At 55.5% G+C, this 26,306-nt stretch carries 28 protein-coding genes and 1 other annotated feature; of the genes, 15 read left to right on the top strand and 13 right to left on the bottom strand.

What is annotated here, in order from left to right:
- Positions 1–77 precede the first annotated feature (77 nt).
- The 6 genes from trpA to trpL all read right to left on the bottom strand — a co-directional run bounded on the left by trpA (position 78) and on the right by trpL (position 6,750).
- Positions 78–887 carry a tryptophan synthase subunit alpha gene (gene trpA, locus DG357_RS13000; RefSeq protein ID WP_088205588.1) on the bottom strand — a complete coding sequence of 270 codons (810 nt, stop codon included), beginning with the start codon at positions 885–887 and terminating at the stop codon, positions 78–80.
- Positions 887–2,080: a tryptophan synthase subunit beta gene (gene trpB, locus DG357_RS12995; RefSeq protein ID WP_028013413.1), complete on the bottom strand. Its 1,194-nt coding sequence runs from the start codon at positions 2,078–2,080 to the stop codon at positions 887–889. The genes trpA and trpB overlap by 1 nt, the downstream gene beginning before the upstream one ends.
- Positions 2,081–2,090: 10 nt before the next feature.
- The gene (gene trpCF / locus DG357_RS12990) at positions 2,091–3,449 is read right to left on the bottom strand and encodes a bifunctional indole-3-glycerol-phosphate synthase TrpC/phosphoribosylanthranilate isomerase TrpF (protein ID WP_045630541.1); all 1,359 of its coding nucleotides are present in this window, start codon (positions 3,447–3,449) and stop codon (positions 2,091–2,093) included.
- Between the two features lie 3 nt (positions 3,450–3,452).
- On the bottom strand, positions 3,453–5,048 hold the full coding sequence (gene trpD / locus DG357_RS12985) for a bifunctional anthranilate synthase glutamate amidotransferase component TrpG/anthranilate phosphoribosyltransferase TrpD (protein ID WP_028013411.1): 1,596 nt from the start codon (positions 5,046–5,048) through the stop codon (positions 3,453–3,455).
- On the bottom strand, positions 5,048–6,610 hold the full coding sequence (locus DG357_RS12980) for an anthranilate synthase component 1 (RefSeq protein ID WP_063942357.1): 1,563 nt from the start codon (positions 6,608–6,610) through the stop codon (positions 5,048–5,050). The genes trpD and DG357_RS12980 overlap by 1 nt, the downstream gene beginning before the upstream one ends.
- A 25-nt stretch (positions 6,611–6,635) precedes the next feature.
- Positions 6,636–6,729, bottom strand: a sequence feature (Trp leader region).
- Positions 6,706–6,750: a trp operon leader peptide gene (gene trpL / locus DG357_RS23345; protein ID WP_106993556.1), complete on the bottom strand. Its 45-nt coding sequence runs from the start codon at positions 6,748–6,750 to the stop codon at positions 6,706–6,708. (Overlaps the previous feature by 24 nt.)
- A 139-nt stretch (positions 6,751–6,889) precedes the next feature.
- Between trpL and rnm the strand changes: the two genes are divergently transcribed.
- From rnm to rluB, 3 genes are all read left to right on the top strand, one after another.
- Entirely contained in the window at positions 6,890–7,771 is an 882-nt protein-coding gene (gene rnm / locus DG357_RS12970; protein WP_028013409.1) for an RNase RNM, read from the top strand.
- The gene (locus tag DG357_RS12965; protein WP_003856793.1) at positions 7,768–8,388 is read left to right on the top strand and encodes an L-threonylcarbamoyladenylate synthase; all 621 of its coding nucleotides are present in this window, start codon (positions 7,768–7,770) and stop codon (positions 8,386–8,388) included. Before rnm ends, DG357_RS12965 begins: the two co-directional genes overlap by 4 nt.
- Positions 8,389–8,485: 97 nt before the next feature.
- Positions 8,486–9,361: a 23S rRNA pseudouridine(2605) synthase RluB gene (gene rluB, locus DG357_RS12960; RefSeq protein ID WP_028013408.1), complete on the top strand. Its 876-nt coding sequence runs from the start codon at positions 8,486–8,488 to the stop codon at positions 9,359–9,361.
- Positions 9,362–9,396: 35 nt separating this feature from the next.
- Here rluB and cobO read toward each other — a convergent pair whose 3' ends face one another.
- Both cobO and DG357_RS12950 read right to left on the bottom strand, forming a co-directional pair.
- The gene (gene cobO / locus DG357_RS12955; protein ID WP_045260661.1) at positions 9,397–9,987 is read right to left on the bottom strand and encodes a cob(I)yrinic acid a,c-diamide adenosyltransferase; all 591 of its coding nucleotides are present in this window, start codon (positions 9,985–9,987) and stop codon (positions 9,397–9,399) included.
- On the bottom strand, positions 9,984–10,745 hold the full coding sequence (locus DG357_RS12950) for a YciK family oxidoreductase (RefSeq protein ID WP_028013406.1): 762 nt from the start codon (positions 10,743–10,745) through the stop codon (positions 9,984–9,986). Before DG357_RS12950 ends, cobO begins: the two co-directional genes overlap by 4 nt.
- Positions 10,746–10,996: 251 nt before the next feature.
- Between DG357_RS12950 and sohB the strand changes: the two genes are divergently transcribed.
- A complete protein-coding gene (sohB, locus tag DG357_RS12945; protein WP_088205587.1) occupies positions 10,997–12,043 on the top strand; it encodes a protease SohB in 1,047 nt (348 codons plus the stop codon).
- A 34-nt stretch (positions 12,044–12,077) separates the two neighbouring features.
- On the opposite strand, the gene DG357_RS12940 is transcribed toward sohB, so the two are convergent.
- The gene (locus tag DG357_RS12940) at positions 12,078–12,329 is read right to left on the bottom strand and encodes a YciN family protein (protein WP_003856804.1); all 252 of its coding nucleotides are present in this window, start codon (positions 12,327–12,329) and stop codon (positions 12,078–12,080) included.
- A gap of 399 nt (positions 12,330–12,728) precedes the next feature.
- Here DG357_RS12940 and topA point away from each other — a divergent pair, with 399 nt between their 5' ends.
- The 6 genes from topA (at position 12,729) to acnA (ending at position 20,215) form a co-directional block, all read left to right on the top strand.
- Complete coding sequence (topA, locus tag DG357_RS12935) at positions 12,729–15,326, top strand: type I DNA topoisomerase (RefSeq protein ID WP_041909639.1); 2,598 nt, start codon at positions 12,729–12,731, stop codon at positions 15,324–15,326.
- Between the two features lie 187 nt (positions 15,327–15,513).
- Positions 15,514–16,488, top strand: coding sequence for an HTH-type transcriptional regulator CysB (gene cysB / locus DG357_RS12930; protein WP_028013403.1), 975 nt, complete (start codon positions 15,514–15,516; stop codon positions 16,486–16,488).
- A gap of 338 nt (positions 16,489–16,826) precedes the next feature.
- Positions 16,827–16,967 (top strand): YmiA family putative membrane protein, encoded by a 141-nt coding sequence (locus tag DG357_RS12925; protein ID WP_213743510.1) that lies wholly within the window; start codon positions 16,827–16,829, stop codon positions 16,965–16,967.
- A gap of 2 nt (positions 16,968–16,969) precedes the next feature.
- A complete protein-coding gene (locus DG357_RS23035; RefSeq protein WP_032644881.1) occupies positions 16,970–17,140 on the top strand; it encodes a hypothetical protein in 171 nt (56 codons plus the stop codon).
- A gap of 137 nt (positions 17,141–17,277) precedes the next feature.
- Complete coding sequence (gene ymiC, locus DG357_RS23175; RefSeq protein WP_032644994.1) at positions 17,278–17,376, top strand: small membrane protein YmiC; 99 nt, start codon at positions 17,278–17,280, stop codon at positions 17,374–17,376.
- Between the two features lie 163 nt (positions 17,377–17,539).
- Positions 17,540–20,215 carry an aconitate hydratase AcnA gene (gene acnA / locus DG357_RS12920; RefSeq protein ID WP_088205585.1) on the top strand — a complete coding sequence of 892 codons (2,676 nt, stop codon included), beginning with the start codon at positions 17,540–17,542 and terminating at the stop codon, positions 20,213–20,215.
- Positions 20,216–20,252: 37 nt separating this feature from the next.
- On the opposite strand, the gene ribA is transcribed toward acnA, so the two are convergent.
- Complete coding sequence (gene ribA / locus DG357_RS12915) at positions 20,253–20,843, bottom strand: GTP cyclohydrolase II (protein WP_028013401.1); 591 nt, start codon at positions 20,841–20,843, stop codon at positions 20,253–20,255.
- Positions 20,844–21,040: 197 nt separating this feature from the next.
- Between ribA and pgpB the strand changes: the two genes are divergently transcribed.
- The 5 genes from pgpB (at position 21,041) to yciH (ending at position 24,691) form a co-directional block, all read left to right on the top strand.
- A complete protein-coding gene (gene pgpB / locus DG357_RS12910; RefSeq protein ID WP_088205584.1) occupies positions 21,041–21,808 on the top strand; it encodes a phosphatidylglycerophosphatase B in 768 nt (255 codons plus the stop codon).
- A 148-nt stretch (positions 21,809–21,956) separates the two neighbouring features.
- Complete coding sequence (locus DG357_RS12905) at positions 21,957–22,265, top strand: LapA family protein (protein WP_088205583.1); 309 nt, start codon at positions 21,957–21,959, stop codon at positions 22,263–22,265.
- Positions 22,266–22,271: 6 nt separating this feature from the next.
- Positions 22,272–23,441, top strand: a complete 1,170-nt coding sequence (lapB, locus tag DG357_RS12900) for a lipopolysaccharide assembly protein LapB (RefSeq protein WP_041909646.1) — start codon at positions 22,272–22,274, stop codon at positions 23,439–23,441.
- A gap of 186 nt (positions 23,442–23,627) precedes the next feature.
- Entirely contained in the window at positions 23,628–24,368 is a 741-nt protein-coding gene (gene pyrF / locus DG357_RS12895) for an orotidine-5'-phosphate decarboxylase (protein WP_045260660.1), read from the top strand.
- The gene (yciH, locus tag DG357_RS12890) at positions 24,365–24,691 is read left to right on the top strand and encodes a stress response translation initiation inhibitor YciH (protein ID WP_088205582.1); all 327 of its coding nucleotides are present in this window, start codon (positions 24,365–24,367) and stop codon (positions 24,689–24,691) included. Before pyrF ends, yciH begins: the two co-directional genes overlap by 4 nt.
- Positions 24,692–24,795: 104 nt before the next feature.
- Here the strand turns inward: yciH and osmB are convergent, their stop codons facing one another.
- From osmB to DG357_RS12875, 3 genes are all read right to left on the bottom strand, one after another.
- Entirely contained in the window at positions 24,796–25,014 is a 219-nt protein-coding gene (osmB, locus tag DG357_RS12885; RefSeq protein ID WP_008501216.1) for an osmotically-inducible lipoprotein OsmB, read from the bottom strand.
- A gap of 261 nt (positions 25,015–25,275) precedes the next feature.
- Entirely contained in the window at positions 25,276–26,028 is a 753-nt protein-coding gene (gene yciT / locus DG357_RS12880; protein ID WP_088205581.1) for a DNA-binding transcriptional regulator YciT, read from the bottom strand.
- Positions 26,029–26,071: 43 nt separating this feature from the next.
- Positions 26,072–26,254: a YciZ family protein gene (locus tag DG357_RS12875; protein WP_041909652.1), complete on the bottom strand. Its 183-nt coding sequence runs from the start codon at positions 26,252–26,254 to the stop codon at positions 26,072–26,074.
- Positions 26,255–26,306: the final 52 nt, after the last annotated feature.

Here is a 26,306-nt window from a genome sequence, read left to right as displayed (position 1 = left end):
CAATTTTGACGTAATCCTTTGGAGAGGATGGAGAAGGAGGAGTAACCGTCTGGCAGGGTTGCCAGACGGTAGAGGGATTATGCTTTACGCGTCGCTGCTTTCATTGCGGTCACAAACGCCTTCAGCTCGGCCAGCATCTGCTCGGGCTTGTCCACGTTCTTCTCGATGATCTTCACAATCGCGGAGCCGGAGATGGCACCCGCCGCCTTCGCCTCAATTGCCGCGGTGACCTGATCCGGAGAGGAGATCCCGAAGCCCTGCAGCGGCGGCGCGGCATGGTACTCGGCCAGCTTTTCCACCAGATGATGCAGCGGCAGTGCAGCTTTATTTTCGGCGCCGGTCACGCCCGCGCGCGAAAGCAGATAGGTATACCCGCGCCCGTAAGAGGCTATCTGGCGCAGCAGTTCATCATCGGCGTTTGGCGGACAGATGAAAATAGGGGCGACATTGTGACGCATCGCAGCCTGGCGGAACGGCGCGGACTCTTCCACGGGCACGTCTGCTACCAGGACCGAGTCGACACCTACGCGCGCGCATTCTGCATAGAACTCGTCAGCACCACGGTTGAACACCAGGTTGGCGTACATCAGCAGACCAATCGGAATGGTCGGGTGCTTCTGGCGGATCGCCGCCAGCATTTCAAAGCACTGGGTTGGGGTCACGCCTGCCGCAAAGGCGCGCAGGGTGGCGTTCTGGATGGTCGGGCCATCCGCCAGCGGATCGGAGAACGGAATACCCAGCTCCAGCGCGTCGGCGCCGGCTTCAATCAGGGCGTCGATAATCTTCAGAGACTGCTCAGGGCCGGGGTCGCCCAGCGTAACGAAGGGGACGAACGCGCCTTCCTGGCGGGATTTCAGTTCAGCAAATACGTTATCGTAGCGTTCCATCAGATTTCCCCTCGTGCTTTCAAAATATCGTGAACGGTGAAGATATCTTTGTCACCGCGACCGGAAAGGTTCACCACCAGCAGTTGCTCTTTTTCCGGGTTCTCTTTCATCATTTTCAGCGCGTGCGCCAGCGCGTGAGAAGACTCCAGCGCCGGGATGATCCCTTCGCTGCGGCACAGCGTTTTGAAGGCTTCCAGCGCTTCGTCATCGGTAATGGAGACATAGTCCGCGCGCCCCGTGCTGTTCAGGAACGCGTGCTGTGGCCCAACGGACGGGAAGTCCAGTCCGGCAGAAATTGAGTAAGACTCTTCAATCTGCCCTTCATCGGTCTGCATCATCGGGGCTTTCATGCCGAAGTAGATCCCCACGCGGCCATGCTTCAGCGGCGCGCCGTGCTCGCCAGTTTCAATCCCATGACCGGCAGGCTCGACGCCAATCAGCCCTACGCGGGTTTCGTCGATAAAATCGGCAAACATGCCGATGGCGTTAGACCCGCCGCCGACGCAGGCAATGACTGCATCCGGCAGGCGACCCTCTTTTTCAAGGATCTGCGCTTTGGTCTCTTCACCGATCATGCGCTGGAATTCGCGCACGATGGTCGGGAACGGGTGAGGACCTGCCGCGGTGCCGAGCATATAGTGCGCGGTTTCGTAGCTGCCGGACCAGTCGCGCAGCGCTTCGTTACAGGCATCTTTCAGCGTCGCAGAACCGCTGTGCACCGGGATCACTTCCGCACCCATCAGGCGCATACGGAACACGTTCGGCGACTGACGCTCAACGTCTTTAGCACCCATATAGATGCGGCACTTCAGGCCGAGCAGGGCGCTGGCGAGCGCAGAAGCCACGCCGTGCTGGCCCGCGCCGGTTTCGGCGATGATTTCGGTTTTACCCATACGCTTCGCGAGCAGCGCCTGGCCCAGCACCTGGTTAGTTTTATGCGCGCCGCCGTGCAGCAGATCTTCACGCTTAAGATACAGCGTGGTTTTGGTGCCTTCGGTCAGGTTGCGGCATTTGGTCAGCGCGGTTGGACGCCCGGCGTAGTTTTTCAGCAGGTCGGTAAACTCCGCCTGAAACGCAGGATCTTTCTGCGCGCTCACGAACGCTTCTTCCAGCTGGCGCAGCGCGGGCATCAGGATTTGCGGAACGTACATCCCGCCGAATTCACCAAAATACGGGTTAAGTAATGTCGTCATCTTCTCTTCCTTAATATGCACGCAGAGTTTTAAACACCGAGGCCAGCTTGCTGGCATCTTTGATACCCGGTTGCGACTCTACGCCTGAATTGAAATCGAGGCCTGCGCAGCCGGTTTTCGCGGCTTCCACACAGTTATCCGGGCTTAGTCCGCCCGCCAGCAGGACGTTGTCCAGCGTTTCGCCGTTCAGCAGCGACCAGTCAAAACGTTGTCCGGTGCCGCCCTGGCCGTTGTCGAGCACGTATTTGTCAACGTGGTGAAGATTACGTGCGGGCAGGGTGGTGCCCACGCTTTGTGCTTTCCAGATTTGAACCTGCGGTGCCAGCGCGTCGCGCAGGGCATTGATATACGCCTGATCTTCATCGCCATGGAGCTGAACGGCACTCAGGGATAACGCGTCGGCTTTTGCCACAACGTCCGCGACATCCGCATTGCGGAACACGCCAACATAGCTCAGCGGGGCCGCCGCGATTACCTTGCGGGCCTGTTCCTCATTGACTGCACGAGGAGAGGTGTCGACGAAGATTAAACCGCCATAGATTGCTCCAGCCTCATACGCGGCCAGCGCATCCTGTTCGCGGGTTAGGCCGCAGACTTTGTTTTCACCCAGCAGCACACGACGCACCGCCGCATTGAGGTCGTCATGTTCCATCATGGCGGAGCCAATCAGGAAACCGTTGGCGAAGTGGCTCAGCTCGCGCACCTGGGCGTAGCTGTTAATGCCGGACTCGCTGATCACCGTGACGCCCGCACCCAGACGTGGCGCCAGCTGGCGGGTGCGGTTCAGGTCAATCGACAAGTCGCGAAGATCGCGGTTGTTGATGCCGACCACTTTGGCTTCCAGCGCGATGGCGCGCTCAAGCTCTTCTTCGTTACTCACTTCGGTCAGCACGCCCATTTTCAGGCTGTGCGCCACGGCAGCAAGCTGCCGATACTGTTCGTCGTCCAGTACCGAGAGCATCAGCAGGCAGGCATCGGCCTGGTAGAAACGCGCCAGCCAGATCTGATACGGGTCGATAATAAAGTCTTTGCACAGGATCGGCTGCGGTGCGATGCCGCTGACGATCGGCAGAAAATCGAAGCTGCCCTGGAAATATTTCTCATCCGTCAGCACGGAGATTGCCGACGCATGATGCTTATAAATACCGGCGATACGCGCCGGGTCGAAATCGTCACGAATAACGCCTTTTGAGGGCGAGGCCTTTTTGCACTCCAGAATAAAGGCGGTACGTGCACCCTGCAGGGCGTCATAGAAACGACGGCTGCTCGGGACGACGTCATTCTGGAAACTGGCAAGCGGCTGCTCTGCTTTGCGTGCTTCCACCCAGATGGCCTTATCGGCAACGATTTTCGCTAAAACGGTCTGCATTCTTTACCCTCTTGCCGCAAGTGCGGTAACGCGATCGTAAGCTGCACCGGAGCGCAGTACATCCAGAACTTTTTGAGCATTGGCCTTCAGGTCTTCCTCACCGTGCAAACGCATCAGCATGGCGACGTTGGCAGCCACGGCGGCCTCATGAGCGGCCTCACCTTTACCTTGTAGTAAGCGCGTCAGAATGTCACGGTTTTCTTCCGGCGTACCGCCTGCCAGCGCTTCCTGATGGTACGGCGTTAAGCCGAAATCAGACGCCTCAAGCTGATAGCTGAGTACTTCACCATCGTTAAGCTCGGCCACCAGCGTCGGCGCATGCAGCGAAACTTCATCCATTCCGCCGCTGTGCACCACGGCGGCGCGTTTGTAACCCAGCACGCGCAGCGTCTCGGCAATCGGCAGGACCAGCTCAGGGCTGTAAACACCAATTAATGCCAGCGGCGGATGGGCCGGGTTGATCAGCGGGCCGAGCACGTTAAACAGCGTGCGGGTTTTAAGCTGCTGGCGAACCGGCATCGCGTGGCGGAAACCGGTGTGGTACTTCGGTGCAAACAGGAAGCAAACGCCCAAATCGTCCAGCGCTTCACGCGAACGTTCGGCATTCATCTCCAGATTGATGCCAAACGCGGCCAGCAGATCGGACGAGCCTGAACGGCTGGAGACGCTGCGGTTACCGTGCTTGGCCACCTTCAGGCCGCAGGCCGCCGCCACAAAGGCGCTGGCGGTCGAAATATTGATGCTGTTGCTGCCGTCGCCACCGGTCCCGACGATATCCGCAAACTGATAGTCCGGACGCGGGAACGGGGCGGCATTTTCCAGCAGCGCGGTGGCCGCACCGGCGATCTCCTGCGGGCTTTCGCCGCGCACTTTCATGCTCACCAGCGCCGCCGCCAGTTGCTCAGGCTTCAGCTCGCCGCGCACGACGGCGGAAAAAAGCTGGTGGCTCTCCTGCTGGCTCAGGGTCTGGGCCTGATACAGTTTTTCCAGAATCGGCTGCAGGGTGTTGGTCTGCTCCAGCTTCTGTAACGCCCAGTCAAGGGTCTGTTCCAGCAGGCGGGCGCCATTGGAGGTCAAAATAGATTCCGGGTGGAACTGCATCCCGCAGACGCGATCCGCATCGTGGCGTACCGCCATCACCATCCCTTCAAACGAGGCGTTGATGGTCAGCCCGGCCGGAATGTTGCTGCCGACCAGCGAATGATAGCGCGCGACCGGGAGCGGATTCGGCAGCCCGGCAAACATTGCCTGGCCGTCATGTTCAATACTGGAGGCTTTACCGTGCAGGATCTCGCCCGCCTGGCCGACGTAACCGCCGTAAGCTTCCACGATTGCCTGGTGACCAAGGCAGATACCGATAATCGGCAGCTTGCCGCGCATGCGGGTCAGCAGTTCGGGCATACAGCCCGCTTCGCTCGGCGCGCCCGGCCCCGGGGAGAGCATCAGCACCGGGTTTTGCATGGTCGCCAGACGGTCAATCAGGGTCTGAGCAGGAACGTGGTTGCGGTAGATAACGACGTTGTGACCATTCGCACGCAGCTGATCTGCCAGGTTATAGGTAAAGGAGTCGATATTATCGAGCAGCAGAATGTCAGCCATCAGAAAATCTCCTGTGCGTGGTGTGCGGTAGCGATGGCGCGCAATACCGCGCGTGCTTTACTGCGGGTTTCGTCAGCTTCAGACTGCGGAACAGAGTCAAGAACAATCCCGGCGCCGGCCTGAACGGTGGCAATACCGTCTTCGACGTAGGCGGAGCGGATCACGATGCAGGTATCAAGGTCGCCGTGGGCGGTGAAGTAACCCACCGCGCCGCCGTAGCTCCCGCGCCGACGTCCTTCCGCTTCGGCGATAAGCTGCATGGCGCGCACCTTCGGCGCGCCGCTCAGGGTGCCCATATTCATGCAGGCACGGTAGGCGTGCAGCACGTCGAGGTCGCTGCGCAGTTCACCCACCACGCGGGAGACCAGGTGCATCACGAAGGAGTAACGGTCAACTTTGGTCAGGTCTGCCACGTAGCGGCTGCCCGGGGTGCAAATGCGCGCCAGGTCGTTACGCGCCAGGTCAACCAGCATCAGGTGTTCGGAGAGCTCCTTGTGGTCGGTTCGCATTTCCAGTTCGATGCGGCTGTCCAGATCGCGATCCAGAGAGCCATCGGCACGACGGCCACGCGGACGGGTGCCCGCAATCGGGTAGATCTCAATCTGGCGGCTGGTGGCGTCGTACTTCAGCGAGCTTTCCGGCGAGGCGCCAAACAGCGTGAAATCATTGTCCTGCATAAAGAACATATATGGGCTCGGGTTGCTCTTCTTCAGCACGTCGTAAGCCGCCAGCGGTGACGGGCAGGGCAGCGAGAAACGGCGGGACGGCACAACCTGGAAAATCTCCCCGGCGCGAATAGCCTTTTGCATCTGGCGAACCACGGCCCCGTATTGATCGTCGGTCTGGTTAACGTCGCATGTCATTTTTTCCACGTGCTGTACCGGCAGCGCAGGCGGCGCTTCCGTCATCTGCTGCCGGAGCTGGGCGATGCGATGCTCAAGGCGGTTTTTCTCAGACGCAGAGGGCGTGAACAGGCTTGCCTGGATGCGGGTATATTTTTTCTGATGGTCGATCACCAACAGGGTTTCGGCCAGGTAGAAACAGTAGTCCGGGCAGCGGTTGCCCTGCTCGGTTTCCGGCAAATCTTCAAAACCGGCGACCAGGTCGTAAGCAAACAGCCCGCCGAAGAACATTGCTTCGCGCTCATCTTCCGGCACGGTGACAAGATTTTGCAGCAGGCGGAAGGCATCGAACACGGACAGCGAGCAGAGGCGCGCATCTTCGTCGAGCAGCTGGCTTACCGGCGGGAAATGCAGAATTCGCAGGTCCGGGTGACGTTCATTGTCGATGCCCGCGGGCAGAGCCGCATCCAGCAGCGGCAGCAGCGATGCGCCATTATCAGAGAGCGCCTTAATGGTGACGGTGTCACCTAACGCGGTAATGCGCAGCGCGCTGTCGACCAGCAGCAGGCTTTTCAGATCGTCCTTGCTGTCGATATCCGCAGACTCCAGCAGCAGCGTCGCCGGACGCGCGCCGCACACCTGATGAAACAGCGCGGTCGGGTTGTGGCGATAGACCGCCTCGCAGGTCAACAGTTCGAGATGAGGTTTGGCTGTTTGCATGTTGTGATTCTCATTTATTCTGTTCAAAAAAAAGCCCGCTGGGTAGCGGGCGGGTATCTGTTTGCATTTCGCAGATGCGTGACACTGCCCGAAGATCAGGAAGTGCGCCACCAACCGTGCAGAGTGAAATGTGCTGTCATTTTCAGATACCTTTCTCGTGTGAACTTGCGTACTAGTTAACTAGTTCGATGGCGTATTGTCAACCCTTGATTTCAGAATTTCACGTTAAGTCGGTATCATGGCGTTTTCGGATGTCTCCAACCTGTTATGGGAAGTGCTTTGAGCGATACCACCTACGCGATTATTTATGATTTACACAGCCATACTCAGGCCTCTGATGGCCTGCTGACACCCGAAGCCCTGGTTCATCGCGCGGTTGAAATGCGTGTTGGCACGCTGGCGATAACCGATCACGATACCACCGACGCCATTCCGGCAGCGCGCGCCGAGATTGCCCGCAGCGGGCTGGCGCTGAATCTGGTGCCCGGCGTCGAGATCTCGACCGTCTGGGAAAACCATGAGATTCATATCGTTGGCCTGAACATTGATATAGAACATCCGGCACTTCTTGCCTTTTTGCAAGAACAAAAAACGCGCCGCAACCAGCGCGCGGAGATGATCGGCGAGCGTCTGGAGAAGGCGCATATTCCGGGCGCGCTGGAAGGTGCGCAAAAGCTGGCGAACGGCGGGGCGGTCACCCGCGGTCATTTCGCCCGCTTTCTGGTTGAAGCGGGCAAAGCGACGACCATGGCGGATGTCTTTAAAAAGTATCTGGCGCGCGGGAAAACCGGATACGTTCCGCCACAGTGGTGTACAATAAAACAAGCTATTGATGTCATTCATCATTCTGGCGGTAAGGCCGTGCTGGCCCATCCGGGACGGTATAATCTTTCTGCTAAATGGCTGAAACGGCTGCTGGCGCACTTTGCCGAATGCGGTGGCGAGGCGATGGAAGTCGCCCAGTGTCAGCAGGCGCCCAACGAGCGCGCGCAGCTCGCGACTTATGCCCGCCAGTTTGGCCTGCTAGGGTCACAGGGCTCTGATTTCCACCAGCCCTGCGCGTGGATCGAGCTGGGACGCAAGCTCTGGCTACCCGCTGGCGTTGAGCCGGTCTGGCAGCTCTGGGAGCAGCCGCAGCAAATTGAAGAGAGGGAAGTATGAGTCAGTTTTTCTATATCCATCCGGACAACCCGCAGCCACGTCTGATTAACCAGGCCGTGGAGATCGTCCGCAAAGGCGGCGTGATAGTCTACCCGACCGATTCCGGCTACGCGCTGGGCTGTAAAATTGAAGATAAAGGAGCGATGGAACGCATTTGCCGTATTCGTCAGCTGCCGGACGGCCATAACTTTACCCTGATGTGCCGCGATCTCTCTGAGCTGTCGACCTATGCGTATGTCGACAACGTGGCGTTTCGCCTGATTAAGAACAATACGCCGGGCAACTACACGTTCATCCTGAAAGGGACGAAGGAGGTGCCGCGTCGCCTGCTGCAGGAAAAGCGTAAGACTATCGGCATGCGCGTGCCGTCGAACCCGATTGCCCAGGCGCTGCTGGAAACCCTCGGCGAGCCGATGCTCTCCACCTCGCTGATGCTGCCGGGCAGCGAGTTTACCGAGTCCGATCCGGAGGAGATAAAAGATCGTCTGGAGAAGGTGGTGGAGCTGATTATTCACGGCGGTTATCTCGGCCAGCAGCCGACCACCGTGGTGGATCTCACCGAAGATGCGCCAGAAGTCATTCGTGAAGGCGTGGGCGATGTTAAGCCTTTCTTGTAAGGGTGTAAGCAGATATACTACGCGGCCATCAAAGCAGGGCGTTGCCCTGTTTTTGACCTGATTCGACGCCTGTGAAGGCGACACCTGAGGAAGCTCAATGAGCGAGAAGTTACAGAAAGTGCTGGCGCGCGCCGGCCACGGTTCGCGCCGTGAAATCGAAGCCATTATTGAAGCGGGCCGCGTGAGTGTGGACGGTAAAATCGCCACGCTGGGTGACCGCGTAGAAATCGTACCGGGGCTCAAGATCCGCATTGACGGTCATCTTATCTCCGTGAAAGAGTCCGCGGAACAGATCTGCCGCGTGCTGGCGTATTACAAGCCGGAAGGCGAGCTGTGTACGCGCAACGACCCGGAAGGTCGTCCAACGGTGTTTGACCGTCTGCCAAAACTGCGCGGCGCCCGCTGGATTGCGGTGGGTCGTCTGGACGTGAACACCTGCGGTCTGCTGCTGTTCACCACCGATGGTGAACTGGCAAACCGTCTGATGCACCCAAGCCGTGAAGTTGAGCGTGAATACGCCGTTCGCGTCTTCGGCCAGGTCGATGAAAATAAACTGCGCGATCTGTCGCGTGGCGTACAGCTGGAAGACGGCCCTGCGGCGTTCAAAACCATCAAATTTACCGGTGGTGAAGGGATTAACCAGTGGTACAACGTGACCCTGACCGAAGGCCGTAACCGCGAGGTGCGTCGTCTGTGGGAAGCGGTAGGCGTGCAGGTTAGCCGCCTGATCCGCGTTCGCTACGGCGACATTCTGCTGCCGAAAGGTCTGCCACGCGGTGGTTATACCGAGCTGGATCTTACCCAGACTAACTACCTGCGCGAGCTGGTTGGCCTGACGCCGGAAACCACCTCTAAAGTGGCGGTGGAGAAAGATCGTCGTCGTATGAAGGCGAATCAGATCCGTCGTGCGGTGAAACGCCACAGCCAGGTGAACAGCAATCGTCGCTCTGGCAGCCGGAATAACAACGGTTAATTGAAAAAGCCCGGTGAACTCACCGGGCTTTTTCTTTAGTAATCAATGCCAATTTGTGCTTTGATGCCTGCATCAAACGCATGCTTGACCGGACGCAACTCGCTGACGGTATCTGCCAGCTCCAGAATCTCACGATGACACCCACGACCTGTAACGATAACCGTCTGGTGCGCAGGGCGGTTCTTCAGTGCATCCAGCACCTCCTCCAGCGGCAGGTAGTCGTAGGCGACCATATAGGTGATCTCATCCAGCAGCACCATATTTAACGTCGGGTCAGCCAGCATCCTTTTGGCGTGCTTCCACACGGCAAGGCAGGCTGCGGTATCGGTTTCCCGGTTCTGCGTATCCCACGTAAACCCGGTCGCCATCACCTGAAACTCAACGCCGTGAGGTTCAAGCAAATTACGCTCACCGTTGGGCCATTCCCCTTTGATAAACTGGATGACCCCCACTTTTTGCCCGTGGCCGACGGCGCGCGTAGCAGTGCCAAACGCGGCAGTAGTTTTGCCTTTACCATTACCGGTAAAAACGATGACGATCCCTCGCTCGTCCTGGGCTGCCGCGACGCGCGCGTCAACCTGTTCCTTTAGACGCTGCTGTCGCTGCTGATGACGTTCTTCACTCATTGCGAAATTCCCGGTTTGCGGCCCGGCTGGGCATCAAAGGTCATTCCGGTTTTGCGGCGGCTGTCGTCGCCCATCAGCCAGAGATAGAGCGGCATAATGTCTGCCGGGGTTTTCAGCTTCAGCGGATCTTCCGTCGGGAACGCGCTGGCGCGCATGCTGGTGCGCGTACCCCCCGGATTAATGCAGTTTACGCGCAGATGGCGGCTCTGATACTCATCCGCCAGCACCTGCATCATGCCCTCGGTCGCGAATTTTGAGACAGCATAAGCCCCCCAGTTTGCGCGTCCCTCGCGGCCTACGCTGGAAGAGGTGAAGACCAGAGATCCAGACTCGGATTTGAGTAATAAAGGAAGCAAGGCCTGCGTGAGGAAAAAAGTACCGTTAACGTTAACCTGCATCACCTGCTGCCAGATTTCAGGATCCTGTTCATCCATTGGACGCACTTCACCTAACAAACCGGCGTTGTGCAGTACGCCGTCAAGACGTGGGTAGTGGGTACTGATACGGTGAGCAAGCTCCTGGCAGAGCGCTGGGGTGCATGTCAGCAAATCGAGCGTGTACCAGGGGGCAGGTGTGCCGCCTGCGGCCTCAATTTCCTGAGCGACCCCTTTGAGCTTTTCTTCGTTGCGCCCAATAAGAATTACGCTTGCGCCATATTCAGCGTACGTCAGGGCCGCTTCGCGACCAATACCATCGCTGGCGCCGGTGACAAGAATGATTCGGTTCTGCAGCAGGTTTTTTTGCGGTTGATAATGCACGGTGACTCCTCAGGCGCACGGGGTCTCAATCACGCCTTCATAATGACTTTTCGGCTTTATGCCCGAATTAGCGTGAGAATTCAATCAGTCTACAGGACGCATTGCTGCAAAATTAACAATTTGCAAATATTTAAACCGCAGCGCGGGGATTCCTGAAGACGGCTCGCAGAGGTAATGTCACGGGCGAGACGCAGGGGCAGGGCTGTTGTACACTGCCGTGAAAGATTCGTGGTTAAATCAAGGTGGAACGCGTGGAATTACTTTCTCAATATGGGTTGTTTTTGGCCAAAATCGCGACGGTGGTGATTGCCATTGCCGTGGTTGCCGTTCTGATTGTCAACCTGACGCAGCGCAAGCGTCAGCGTGGGGAGTTACGCATCACCCGCCTGAGCGAGCAGTATAAAGAGATGCAGGAAGAGATGTCCCTCTCGCTGCTCGATAGCCATCAGCAGAAGCTGTGGCTGAAAGCCCAGAAGAAAAAACACAAGCAGGAAGCCAAAGCCGCGAAGGCGAAGGCAAAGCTCGCGACGCCGCAGGGCGACGCAAAACCCCGCGTCTATGTGCTCGATTTTAAAGGCAGCATGGATGCGCATGAAGTCGCTTCGCTGCGCGAAGAGGTGACTGCGGTTCTGGCCGTGGCAACGCCGCAGGATCAGGTGGTGGTGCGTCTTGAGAGCCCGGGCGGGGTGGTACACGGTTACGGGCTGGCCGCCTCACAGCTGCAGCGCCTGCGCGAGAAGCGGATCCCACTTACCGTGGCGGTAGATAAAGTCGCGGCGAGCGGCGGTTATATGATGGCCTGCGTGGCGGACAAAATCGTTGCGGCGCCGTTTTCCATCATAGGTTCGATTGGCGTGGTCGCACAGATCCCTAACTTTAACCGCTTCCTGAAAAATAAAGAGATTGATATCGAACTTCACACGGCGGGTCAGTACAAACGCACCCTGACGCTGCTGGGGGAAAACACGGAAGAGGGGCGCCAAAAATTCCGTGAAGATCTGAATGAAACTCACCATCTCTTTAAAGACTTCGTACATCGCATGCGCCCAACGCTGGATATTGAACAGGTGGCGACCGGAGAGCACTGGTACGGCATCCAGGCGCAGGAAAAAGGGCTGGTGGATGAAGTGGGTACCAGTGATGACCTGCTGCTCAACCTGATGGAAGGCCGGGAACTGGTAGGCGTGCGCTTTACACAGCGCAAACGGCTGATGGACCGCTTTACCAACAGTGCGGCGGAAAGCGCGGACCGCCTGCTGCTTCGCTGGCTACAGCGCGGACAAAAACCGCTGCTGTAAACAAAAACGCGAGGCATATGCCTCGCGTTTTGCATTAATCGACCAGGTGATATTTCTCTGAAAGCGTATGCGCCAGGTATTTAAACATATTAAACACGGCAGTGCTTTTCGGGGTCGGTAACCCCTGCTCGTCAAGGAAGTATTCGCCGCTGAAAACCAGCACGCCATTACGTTGCTCAACGCCGGTGGCTTCAATGCCTGCCAGCGTATCTTCATGGTCACGAATAAGCTTGTTTGCTTCGATAAGCAGAGAGGCTCGGTCAATGGGTTGGGTCGTATTCTGCATAATCCACTCCTTAAACAGTGACAATAGTCTACGCCGGGGGCGCTTTGGGGGCAAATTTTCCCTGTAATGTGAGGGGATAAGATGCAGAGGGCAGGTTGGCGGGATTTGCTTTTGCATGCTAATAAAGTTGCGTAACGAATTTTATCAGGTAGAGTGTGCGCTTTCGTCATTCTGGCAACAGAATTGCTTGACATTCGACCGGGAATTCGTCACGAATTATACGAGATGTGAGAAAAATACCCGAAAACTCAATGACCTGGATGTCGCCATTCTGACATTCGGTAAGACATAGGGGTTGATATCCCCTGACGCAGTCGCAATATCATTGGCTCGTCGTCAGCGGAAGGGAAATCAACGTGCGGCGTATTCCTGGAAGAATTAAATTAGGTAAAGGTGAATATGGGTAAAGCTCTCGTCATCGTTGAGTCCCCGGCAAAAGCCAAAACGATCAATAAGTATCTGGGTAATGACTACGTGGTTAAGTCCAGCGTTGGTCACATCCGCGATTTGCCGACCAGTGGCTCAGCCAGCAAAAAGAGCGCAGACTCTACCTCCACCAAAGGGGCTAAAAAGCCTAAAAAGGATGAACGTAGCGCGCTTGTCAACCGCATGGGTGTTAACCCATGGCACAACTGGGATGCACAATATGAAGTGCTGCCCGGGAAAGAAAAAGTCGTTAACGAGCTGAAGCAGCTGGCTGAAAAAGCAGACCACATCTATCTCGCAACCGACCTTGACCGCGAAGGGGAAGCCATTGCGTGGCACCTGCGGGAAGTGATCGGCGGGGATGACAAACGCTACAGCCGCGTAGTGTTTAACGAAATTACAAAGAATGCGATTCGTCAGGCGTTTGAGAAGCCGGGCGAGCTGAATATCGACCGTGTGAACGCCCAGCAGGCGCGTCGCTTTATGGACCGCGTTGTGGGCTACATGGTTTCTCCACTGCTGTGGAAAAAGATTGCCCGCGGCCTGTCTGCAGGACGCGTGCAGTCTGTAGCCGTGCGTCTTGTCGTTGAGCGTGAACGCGAAATTAAAGCCTTCGTGCCGGAAGAGTTCTGGGAAGTTGACGCCAATGTCACCACCCCGGGCGGTGATGCGCTGCCGCTGCAGGTAAGCCATCACAACGATAAGCCTTTCCGTCCTGAAAACCGCGATCAGACCATGGCCGCCGTGGCGCTGCTGGAAAAAGCGCGCTATCAGGTACTGGAACGCGAAGATAAACCGACCAGCAGCAAGCCTGGCGCGCCGTTTATCACGTCCACACTGCAACAGGCGGCGAGCACTCGTCTGGGTTACGGCGTGAAGAAAACCATGATGATGGCCCAGCGCTTGTATGAAGCGGGTTACATCACCTACATGCGTACTGACTCAACGAACCTGAGCCAGGACGCGGTGAACATGGTGCGCGGCTACATCAGCGACAACTTCGGTAAAAAATACCTGCCGGAAAGCGCCAACCAGTTCGCCAGCAAAGAGAATTCTCAGGAAGCGCACGAAGCAATTCGTCCCTCTGATGTCTCTGTTTTAGCCGAGTCGCTGAAGGATATGGAAGCCGACGCCCAGAAGCTGTATCAGCTGATCTGGCGTCAGTTTGTCGCGTGTCAGATGACGCCAGCGAAATATGATTCCACTACGCTGACCGTCGGTGCGGGCGATTTCCGTTTGAAAGCGCGCGGTCGTATCCTGCGCTTCGACGGCTGGACGAAAGTGATGCCTGCACTGCGTAAAGGTGATGAAGACCGTACGCTGCCTGCGGTAAACAAAGGCGACGAGTTGTCGCTTGTCGACCTGGTTCCGGCCCAGCACTTCACCAAGCCGCCTGCGCGCTTTAGTGAAGCGTCGTTGGTTAAAGAGCTGGAAAAACGCGGGATTGGCCGTCCGTCAACCTACGCGTCAATCATCTCGACCATTCAGGACCGCGGTTACGTTCGCGTAGAGAACCGCCGTTTCTATGCCGAAAAAATGGGTGAGATTGTCACTGACCGTCTGGAAGCTAACTTCCGCGAATTGATGAACTACGACTTCACCGCGCAGATGGAAGACAGCCTCGACGAAGTGGCCAGTCACAAGGCGGAGTGGAAGAAGGTTCTCGATAGCTTCTTTAGCGACTTTACCAACCAGCTTGAGAAAGCGGAGAAAGATCCTGAAGAGGGCGGCATGCTGCCTAACCAGATGGTTCTGACCAGCATCGACTGCCCGACCTGCGGCCGCAAGATGGGGATCCGTACTGCGACAACGGGCGTGTTCCTTGGCTGTTCAGGCTATGCGCTGCCACCAAAAGAGCGCTGCAAAACAACCATCAACCTGGTGCCGGAGAACGAAGTTCTCAACGTGCTGGAAGGTGATGATGCGGAAACCAACGCCCTGCGCGCGAAACGCCGCTGCAAAAAATGCGGCACGGCGATGGACAGCTATCTGATCGATCCTAAACGTAAGCTGCACGTGTGTGGTAACAACCCAACGTGCGACGGGTATGAGATCGAAGAGGGTGAGTTCCGCATTAAAGGCTATGACGGCCCGATTGTGGAGTGCGAGAAGTGTGGCTCTGAGATGCACCTGAAAATGGGGCGTTTCGGTAAGTACATGGCCTGCACCAACGACGAGTGTAAGAACACGCGCAAAATTCTGCGCAATGGTGAGGTTGCTCCGCCGAAGGAAGATCCGGTTCCGCTGCCAGAATTGCCGTGTGAAAAATCCGACGCGTACTTCGTGCTGCGTGATGGTGCCGCAGGTGTCTTCCTGGCCGCCAACACCTTCCCGAAATCGCGTGAAACGCGCGCCCCGCTGGTGGAAGAGCTGCATCGCTTCCGCGATCGTCTGCCTGAGAAGCTGCGTTATCTGGCCGATGCGCCACAGCAGGATCCTGAAGGCAATAAGACGGTGGTCCGTTTTAGCCGTAAAACGAAGCAGCAGTACGTTGCGGCAGAGAAAGAGGGTAAAGCGACCGGATGGTCCGCCTTCTTTGTCGATGGCAAATGGGTTGAAGGCAAGAAATAATCTTTCTTAACCGTAGCTTACCCGTGAAAGGGCCGGACTTCCGGCCCTTTTTTATTACCTTATTATTATTTTTTGTTCCGTACTATACAGTCAGGCTATAAGTGATATAGTGGTTATAGTTAACCCTTTTTTTATTATCAAATCGTCTTAAGCGATTGACCGCGTGCGCTAAATCGGATGGTCTGGCATGAAATTACAACAGCTTCGTTATATCGTTGAGGTGGTGAATCACAACCTTAATGTCTCTTCCACCGCCGAGGGGCTATATACCTCGCAACCGGGCATCAGCAAGCAGGTTCGCATGCTGGAGGATGAATTAGGTATTCAGATTTTCGCCCGCAGTGGTAAGCACCTTACCCAGGTGACGCCAGCGGGGCAGGAAATCATCCGTATTGCGCGGGAAGTCCTTTCCAAAGTCGATGCGATTAAGTCTGTGGCGGGGGAACATACCTGGCCGGATAAAGGCTCTCTGTATATTGCCACGACGCACACCCAGGCGCGCTATGCGCTACCGGGCGTTATCAAGGGCTTTATCGAGCGTTATCCGCGCGTCTCCCTGCATATGCACCAGGGATCGCCGACGCAAATTGCGGAGGCGGTGTCGAAGGGCAATGCAGATTTTGCCATTGCAACGGAAGCGCTCCATCTCTATGACGATCTGGTCATGCTGCCGTGCTATCACTGGAACCGCTCCATTGTGGTGACCCCTGATCATCCGCTGGCGGGCAAAGGGTCGGTGTCAATCGAAGAGCTGGCGCAATATCCTCTGGTCACTTACACGTTTGGCTTCACCGGACGATCTGAGCTTGATACCGCCTTCAACCGGGCCGGGTTAACGCCGCGGATAGTCTTTACCGCCACCGACGCCGACGTTATAAAGACCTATGTACGGCTTGGCCTGGGGGTAGGGGTGATCGCCAGCATGGCGGTCGACCCGGTGTCAGACCCTGACCTGGTGCGTCTTGATGCGCATGATATTTTCAGTCACAGCACGACAAAAATTGGCTTCCGCCGCAGTACCTTCCTGCGAAGCTATATGTATGATTTTATTCAGCGCTTTGCACCGCATTTAACGCGTGACGTGGTGGATACCGCCGTGGCATTACGATCAAATGAAGATATCGAAGAGATGTTTAAAGATATCAAACTCCCCGAAAAATAATCACACCCGGTATCTTTCCCTGAGGGAAAGATACCGAAATATCGGCTTAAAGCTAAATTAGAATTATCATCATCTGCACTTCCCCTGCCATATATTGTCATTATCCTTTTAATTTGTGTGGCTTTAATGTCGTGAATTGGCGACAAAAATAGAAACTAATTAACGGCTACGCAAATTTTTCTTTTCAAATATTTATTTCTGGTCAAAAGATTGAATATTTCATGCCTCTTGATGCGTAAATTCACTGGCTTTTCGGCTAAAGTTTCTTTAGGATTTATCTCAACAGATGATTAATTGTACCAATTGTTTGGTCCTAAATGATAAGCGATATCGATTGTATGAGGTTAGCAATGCCTTCAGGAAGTGAAGAACCGCAAAGGGATCCTGCGCTCAAGCGTAAAGCCTGGCTGGCGGTCTTTCTCGTTTCCGCCCTGTTCTGGGTGATGGTTGCTCTCCTGGCCTGGAAATATTGGGGTTGAATATGGCAGTGACGGTACGTACAGAAACGGCAAAGCGGATGTGTCAGCATCATGACACTGTTCACAAGGGACGCAAAGCGCCTGCAACAGCAGTGCCAGCATCCTGGAAACTGACGCCGCAGCAGCAGGCTTTTATTGATGTGTTCGCGGAAGACGAACCCAAAAAACAATAATTTAGTTTATTGCGTAATGATGCAGTTAGTCTGAATAATGACTATGCGCCTTTGTACTCTTTAATAAATACACATCAGCAATATAGCACGAGGACCTGCCTCGGAATGTTTAATAAATAATGCCTGGTGTCCCTATGATGAATAACATGATGTCTCAAAAATACTGGTCATGGATCGGCGTTTTTACCCTGTCGATTCTGTTCTGGAGTCAGCTCATCTGGCTGGCCGTCCACTAAATCATAAAACCTCGCTGCGGCGGGGTTTTTTGTTTTACCCTCCTCTGGACCATTCCTAAATTTATCAATTTGGGTTGTTATCAAAACGTTACGACATCTTTGTGTTATCTTTAATTACGGCCCTGATGATTGTCAGGACATCTCTGTAATTAAGGAGGAGCTTATGTCGTTAACCCTACGCGAAGCCAGTAAGGACACGTTACAGGCAGAAAATAAAACCTGGCACTACTATAGCCTGCCGCTGGCTGCCAGAACGCTTGGGGACATTTCGCGTTTACCCAAGTCCTTGAAAGTTTTGCTGGAAAATCTATTGCGCTGGCAGGACGGTGACTCCGTTACCCTCGACGATATTCAGGCGCTGGCAGGGTGGCTTAAGAATGCCCATGCCGACAGAGAAATTGCCTACCGCCCGGCAAGGGTCCTGATGCAGGACTTCACCGGCGTTCCTGCGGTGGTGGATCTCGCCGCCATGCGTGAGGCGGTTAAACGCCTCGGCGGCAATACGGCTAAAGTGAACCCGCTTTCACCCGTCGACCTCGTGATTGACCACTCCGTAACCGTTGACCACTTCGGTGATGACGATGCCTTTGGCGAGAACGTGCGTCTTGAGATGGAGCGAAATCACGAGCGTTACGTCTTCCTGAAGTGGGGTCAGCAGGCGTTCAGCCGCTTTAGCGTGGTTCCACCCGGCACTGGTATTTGTCACCAGGTTAACCTTGAATATCTCGGTAAAGCCGTCTGGAGTGAATTGCAGGACAAAGAGTGGGTGGCTTATCCGGACACGCTGGTGGGTACAGATTCCCACACCACCATGATTAACGGCCTCGGCGTGCTGGGCTGGGGTGTCGGCGGTATCGAAGCGGAAGCCGCCATGCTCGGTCAGCCGGTCTCCATGCTTATCCCTGATGTTGTGGGCTTTAAGCTCACCGGGAAGCTGTCTGAAGGCATTACCGCCACCGATCTGGTGCTCACCGTTACCCAGATGCTGCGTAAGCATGGTGTGGTGGGAAAATTTGTTGAATTTTACGGTGACGGGCTGGATTCGCTGCCGCTGGCTGACCGCGCGACCATCGCCAACATGGCGCCAGAATATGGCGCAACCTGCGGATTTTTCCCCATTGATGACGTCACGCTGGAGTACATGCGCCTGAGCGGACGCAGCGAAGAGCAGGTGGCGCTGGTGGAGGCGTACACCAAAGCGCAGGGCATGTGGCGCAATCCGGGGGATGAGCCGGTATTTACCAGCACGCTTGCGCTTGACATGGGAAGCGTTGAGGCGAGCCTCGCCGGTCCGAAACGTCCGCAGGATCGCGTAGCGTTAAGCGACGTGCCAAAAGCGTTTGCCGCAAGCAACGAGCTGGAAGTTAACGTGGCGAAGAAGGACCATCGCCCAATCGACTATGTTCTGAACGGACATCAGTATCAGCTCCCGGACGGCGCGGTTGTCATAGCCGCCATTACCTCCTGCACCAACACCTCAAACCCTAGCGTATTAATGGCGGCCGGCCTGCTGGCTAAAAAAGCGGTTGAGCGGGGACTGAAACCACAGCCCTGGGTAAAAGCCTCCCTGGCACCGGGCTCCAAAGTGGTCTCGGATTACCTGGCGCAGGCCAGGCTAACGCCATATCTTGACGAGCTGGGCTTTAACCTCGTGGGCTATGGCTGTACCACCTGCATCGGTAACTCCGGCCCGCTACCTGAACCTATTGAAACGGCGATCAAGCAGGGCGATCTGACGGTTGGCGCAGTCCTTTCCGGTAACCGTAACTTTGAAGGACGTATTCATCCGCTGGTGAAAACCAACTGGCTCGCTTCGCCGCCGCTGGTGGTGGCCTACGCGCTCGCCGGGAACATGAATATCAACCTGGCTACCGATCCTATTGGTCACGACCGCAAGAATGAGCCGGTCTATCTGAAAGATATCTGGCCGTCCTCACGTGAAATTGCGATGGCCGTTGAAAAGGTCTCCACCGAGATGTTCCGCAAAGAGTATGCGGAAGTATTTGAAGGCACGCCGGAGTGGAAAGCCATCAACGTTGTGGGCTCGGACACCTATGACTGGCAGGACGATTCCACCTATATCCGCCTGTCGCCGTTCTTTGATGAAATGCTGGCCGAGCCTGCACCGCTTCAGGATATTCACGGGGCGCGCATACTGGCGATGCTGGGGGATTCCGTCACCACTGACCATATCTCTCCGGCGGGGAGCATCAAAGCCGACAGCCCGGCGGGCCGTTATCTGCAAAGCCGGGGCGTGGAGCGCCGCGATTTTAACTCCTACGGATCGCGCCGCGGTAACCATGAAGTAATGATGCGCGGGACGTTTGCCAACATCCGCATTCGTAACGAAATGGTTCCGGGCGTGGAAGGGGGGATGACGCGCCATCTTCCGGGGACGGAAGTCGTGTCGATTTATGACGCAGCCGTCAAATATCAGCAGGAAGGTACGCCGCTGGCGGTGATCGCCGGGAAAGAGTACGGTTCCGGCTCCAGTCGTGACTGGGCGGCGAAAGGTCCGCGACTGCTTGGCGTTCGCGTGGTCATCGCCGAGTCGTTTGAACGTATTCACCGCTCGAACCTGATTGGCATGGGGATCCTGCCGCTTGAGTTCCCGCAGGGCGTCACGCGCAAAACGCTGGGCCTGACGGGGGAAGAGCAGATTGATATTAGCGGCCTGCAAAACCTGCAGCCGGGCAAAACGGTGCCGGTGAAGCTTACGCGAGCAGACGGGAAAAGCGAGGTACTGGAATGCCGGTGTCGTATTGATACGGCAACCGAACTGACCTACTACCAGAACGACGGCATTTTACATTATGTGATTCGTAAAATGCTGGATTGATAAAAAAAGCCCGGCATCTGTGCCGGGCTTTTTACTTTCACTCTTTCAGAAGATGGCCCATTTTAGCCGCCTTGGTATCAAGATAGTGGGCATTTTTCGGGTTGCGGCCGACAATCAGCGGTACGCGCTCGACGATGTTGATCCCGGCTTCGGTGAGGATTTCCACCTTTTTGGGATTATTGGTCAGCAGGCGAACCTCGTCCACGCCCAGCAGCTTGAACATATCGGCGCAGAGGGTGAAATCACGTTCATCGGCGGCAAAACCGAGCTGGTGGTTGGCTTCCACCGTATCGTAGCCCTGGTCCTGCAGCGCGTAAGCGCGGATTTTATTCAGCAGACCAATGTTACGACCTTCCTGACGGTGATAGAGCAGCACGCCGCGGCCTTCTTCGGCAATATGGGTAAGGGCAGCTTCGAGCTGGAAACCGCAATCACAGCGCAGGCTGAACAACGCGTCGCCGGTCAGACACTCCGAATGGACGCGGGACAGCACCGGCGTCTGCCCTGAAATGTCGCCGTAGACCAGCGCGACATGATCCTGTCCGGTTGCCAGTTCTTCAAACCCCACCATCAGGAAATCGCCCCATGGGGTTGGCAGTTTGGCTTCTGCCACACGTTTAAGCTGCATGTGATTCTCCAGAGTAGGCTGACACGTTTCGTGCCTTGCGCCTGTTTTGCTTTCTGTATTTGTCCATTTTGCCACAAGCTCAGCACGTTCGCCTAATGGGCGCCATGCTATATGAACGTTAAACGCACGATCCGACATATCCACCCATCGAATGAATTTCAGTTATGATTGTGAGGCTTAGCGAAAAAGGAGAAGACATGCTTTCAATCGCCAGACGTACGGCAGCAGGCGCGGCCATTTTACTGATTATGCCTTTGGCCGTGTGGGTCTCCGGCTGGGTGTGGCAGCCGGGGCAGAATGCCACGTGGCTGAAAACGTTATACTGGGTAACGGAGACGGTCACGCAGCCGTGGGGAATTATTACCCACGTTATCCTCTGCGGCTGGTTCTTGTGGTGCCTGCGCTTTCGACTGCGCGCGGCGTTGATGCTCTTTGCTATCCTCGGTGGCGCGATCGTTATTGGACAGGGCGTGAAGTCCTGGGTGAAGGATCACGTTCAGGAGCCAAGACCTTTTGTCGTCTGGCTGGAAAAAGCGCACCATGTTCCGGTGGATGAGTTCTACAATTTAAAGCGTAAAGATCGCGGCGCGCTGGTGAAAGAACAGCTTTCAGAACAGGAAGATATTCCAAAGTTCCTGCGTAAGCACTGGCAAAAAGAGACGGGATTCGCGTTTCCTTCCGGCCATACGATGTTTGCAGCCAGTTGGGCGTTGCTGGGCGTTGGGCTGCTTTGGCCTCGACGTCGCACCATGACCATCGCGATTTTACTGGTTTGGGCGACAGGGGTGATGGGCAGCCGCTTGCTGCTGGGAATGCACTGGCCGCGGGATCTGGTGGTCGCTACGCTGATCTCCTGGATGCTGGTGACGCTGGCAACCTGGCTTGCAGAACGGTTCTGCGGCCCGCTCACGCCACCACCTGAAGAGAAAGAAGAGATCGCCGAAAGGGAGCAAAGCGACGCCTGACGGTTGATATTGTGCATTTTGCCCATAAATCCATGACGTGCGCGTTACTTTTTCCGTTTCGCGCCCGTCGCTAAAATGGTAGTTTATAAGGCTGATTGCGGTAAGTTGAACACACTTTATTCGCTTGAACCACATAACGGGAAGTAATGTGAAATATTTACTCATTTTCTTACTGGTATTGGCGATTTTTGTCATTTCAGTCACATTGGGTGCACAAAACGATCAACAGGTGACGTTTAACTATCTGCTGGCGCAGGGTGAGTATCGGGTCTCCAGCCTGCTGGCGGTCTTATTTGCTGCAGGCTTTGCCATCGGCTGGCTGGTTTGCGGTCTTTTCTGGTTGAAAGTTCGTGTTTCTCTTGCGCGCGCTGAACGTAAAATTAAACGACTTGAACAGCACATTGCGCCTGCGTCCGACTTGCCGGAAAGTTCAGGTGTGCCGGTCGTGAAGGAATAATCGACTATGCTGGAGTTGTTGTTTCTGCTTTTGCCTGTAGCCGCAGCCTATGGCTGGTATATGGGCCGCAGAAGTGCGCAACAAACGAAACAGGATGAGGCTAACCGACTCTCCCGCGACTACGTTGCGGGGGTGAACTTCCTCCTGAGCAATCAGCAGGACAAAGCGGTAGACCTGTTCCTCGATATGCTGAAAGAGGATACGGGGACCGTCGAAGCCCACCTCACTCTCGGTAACCTGTTCCGCTCGCGCGGCGAGGTTGACCGCGCTATCCGTATCCACCAGACCCTGATGGAAAGCGCCTCCCTGACCTACGAACAACGTCTCCTGGCGGTACAACAGCTGGGCCGAGACTATATGGCCGCGGGGCTGTACGATCGCGCTGAAGATATGTTCACACAGCTAGTGGATGAAACGGATTTCCGTATCGGCGCGTTGCAGCAGTTACTGCAGATTTACCAGGCCACCAGCGACTGGCAGAAAGCCATTGATACGGCCGAACGTCTGGTGAAGCTGGGCAAAGACAAGCAGCGCGTTGAAATTGCGCATTTCTACTGCGAGCTTGCCCTTCAGCAGATGGGCAACGACGACATGGACAAAGCCATGGCGTTACTCAAGAAAGGCGCCGCCGCGGACCGCAATAGCGCGCGTATCTCTATCATGATGGGGCGCGTTTTTATGGCCAGCGGCGACTACGCTAAAGCCGTTGAAAGCCTGATGCGGGTGATTGACCAGGACAAAGAGCTGGTCAGCGAAACGCTTGAAATGCTGCAAACCTGCTATCAGCAGCTGGACAAGCAGGAAGAGTGGGTAGCATTTCTGCGTCGTTGCGTGGAAGAGAATACCGGCGCGACCGCTGAGCTGATGCTCTCTGACGTGGTTGAGCAGTATGAGGGGAGCGACACCGCACAGGTTTATATTACCCGTCAGCTGCAACGTCATCCCACGATGCGCGTATTCCACAAGCTGATGGACTACCATCTGAACGATGCGGAAGAAGGGCGCGCGAAAGAGAGTCTGATGGTACTGCGCGACATGGTTGGCGAGCAGGTGCGCAGCAAGCCGCGCTACCGTTGCCAGAAGTGTGGTTTTACCGCCTACACGCTCTACTGGCATTGTCCGTCCTGCCGGGCCTGGTCCACCATCAAGCCAATTCGCGGCCTGGATGGGCAGTAATTTTTTTAAAAGCCTTCATTTTAGTTACAACATACTGATGGCTTTTACTGCTTTCTCAACACCGTGCGGCTTGCTGGCCTGGCAGGGGCATAAATGGATTCTGTCAATTTGCGGCGACGGCAGGTAGAATGCAGGCCGTTTATCTGTTCCGCGCCGCTGCGCGCCCATAGACGAAAAGGGCTGGTCATGACGTCTGTTACTTCCTCCACTTCCCGCGTTATTACGGATTCTCCTGTTGTTGTTGCGCTTGATTACAATAAGCGTGACGCAGCGCTGGCCTTTGTCGACGGTATCGATCCTCGCGATTGTCGTCTGAAAGTTGGTAAAGAGATGTTCACGCTGTTTGGACCGCAAATTGTCCGCGATCTGCAGCAGCGCGGTTTCGATGTCTTCCTCGATCTCAAATTCCATGATATCCCGAACACCACGGCGCACGCGGTTGCCGCCGCTGCGGAACTGGGTGTATGGATGGTCAACGTCCACGCGTCGGGCGGGGCGAGAATGATGACAGCCGCTCGCGAAGCACTCCTGCCGTTCGGCAACGATGCGCCATTACTGATTGCGGTTACCGTGCTGACCAGCATGGACGACAGCGACTTGCGCGACCTTGGCGTGACGTTGTCACCTGCCGGGCACGCCGAGCGTCTCGCGCGTCTGACGCAGAGCTGTGGTCTCGATGGCGTCGTTTGCTCCGCGCAGGAAGCGGTACGCTTTAAGTCAGAGTTGGGCAAAGATTTTAAACTGGTCACGCCAGGCATTCGTCCTGCTGGCAGCGACGTGGGCGATCAGCGACGCATTATGACGCCTGAGCAAGCGCTGGCAGCAGGCGTTGACTACATGGTTATCGGCCGGCCGGTGACGCAGTCTGCTAACCCGGCGGAGACGCTCAAGGCTATCAACGCATCACTGAAAAAGGGGGCGCAATGACTGATTCCAACAGTCGGCTGGTCTACTCGACGGAAAGCGGGCGCATAGACGAACCGAACACGAAAGCAGAACGTCCGAAAGGTGACGGTATTGTTCGTATCCAGCGTCAGACCAGCGGGCGAAAAGGAAAGGGGGTCTGCCTGATCTCCGGGATTGATCTGGATGATGCGGAGCTGAACAAGCTGGCAGCAGAGTTGAAGAAAAAATGTGGCTGCGGCGGCGCCGTGAAGGACGGCATTATCGAAATTCAGGGTGATAAACGCGATTTAATTAAATCGCTCCTTGAAGCCAAAGGCATGAAAGTAAAACTGGCAGGCGGCTAAAATAAATAAGCCACGGCAAATGCCGTGGCTCGTGTTATATACGTGCGTTAGTCAGACCTGAAATGCGATGCTAAATCGCCTTAGCGGGAAGGCTGATAGAATAATTATTTGCCAACCTGGTGACCGATAATACCACCGACAGCAGCGCCGCCTAATGTACCCAGCGTACTACCATCCGTTAATACTGCACCACCGAGCGCACCAGCACCGGCGCCAATTGCGGTGTTACGGTCACGTTTAGACCAGTTAGAGCACGCGCTCAGGGACATTGCTACAGTGATTGCCAGAACAGCGGCGGCTAATTTTTTGCTGGTTAAGGTCATAATACTTTCTCCTGAATTATCGATTCACGGAAAGATGTACACATTGAGTATAGTCAAAATGAATACTCAATTCTTTTTTCCGTGAAAGCTGGTCGCGCAGGCGTTACGTAATCACGCAGGTGATAGTCACTTCCTGTTATATCGCTAACATTAATTTTACGACTTTACGGCAGGTTAAACAGGTAAAAACTCTTAAAGGATGGATAGGAATCCTCTCAGACGAAGGGGGCATATGCGCCCGGAATACGGGCGCAAATGGACTCAGGCGGGCGTTTTAATAATATCGACAATGAGACCGTCATCTTCCAGTGTATTACGATGTTCGTCGCTTAACCTTTCGTCGGTAATTACGCGGCTAAAGCGTGAGGCTGGACCCATGGTGTAAGGATGGACGGCGCCAAATTTAGAGCTGTCGGTCAGCACAATGGCTTCACACTCTTTTTCCAGAACGGCATTCACAACGTCAGATCGCATCATATCCCGGCCGGTGAAGCCTGTCTCCGGCTGCCAGCCGTCAATACCGATAAACGCCTTACTGAAATGAACCTGCTGGACATACTGCCGGGTTAGCGGGCCTACCATGCTCTCACTTTTTTTCTGGTAAATGCCGCCCAGCAAAATCACCTCACAGCGCGTCTCTTTGAGCAAATGGGCGATATAGCTACTGACGGTGATGATGGTAACGTCTTTTTGTTCGGCGAGCGTACGTGCCAGAAGAGCGTTGCTGCTGCCGTTTTCAATAAAGACCGTCTCGCCAGGGTTTACCAGCGATGCAGCAAATTCTGCCAGTTCTCGTTTAAGCGCGTAGTTATTCATCATGCGCGTCTCAACGTCGTCGCTGTCCAGCGGCACGGCATAGCCATGCGCACGGCGCAGGTAGCTCTGTTTTTCCAGCAGATTAAGATCCTGACGGATGGTCACTTCTGAAACGCCGGTGGTTTTAGCCAGCTCAACGACGCTTACGCGCCCCTGATCGATGACCATCTGCAAAATGAGTTGTTGTCGGGAATTCATAGCATCCAATTAATAAAGCGAAACGAGGTCTGAGACAGTGGGATTAGACTTCCCACGGCGCTTTAGGCTGTCGGTTTTCGGGGGCATTGTCAGCGCCATCCTGAGCGAGAAGTTCAGACTTCAGGATCTCGAGATTACGGATTGCAGAGTGATAATCACCCGCCACCAGGATATCCAGCACGGTATCAATACGTTGTGCTACAGCTTGTGGATCAATAGTAGACATCATCTCTCCCCAGGAGCGAAAAGTTAATAATTTCAATGATGCAGAAAATAGG

The organism is Enterobacter bugandensis (assembly GCF_900324475.1).
Classification (GTDB): domain Bacteria; phylum Pseudomonadota; class Gammaproteobacteria; order Enterobacterales; family Enterobacteriaceae; genus Enterobacter; species Enterobacter bugandensis.
This window is presented reverse-complemented; position numbering and strand designations above follow the sequence as displayed.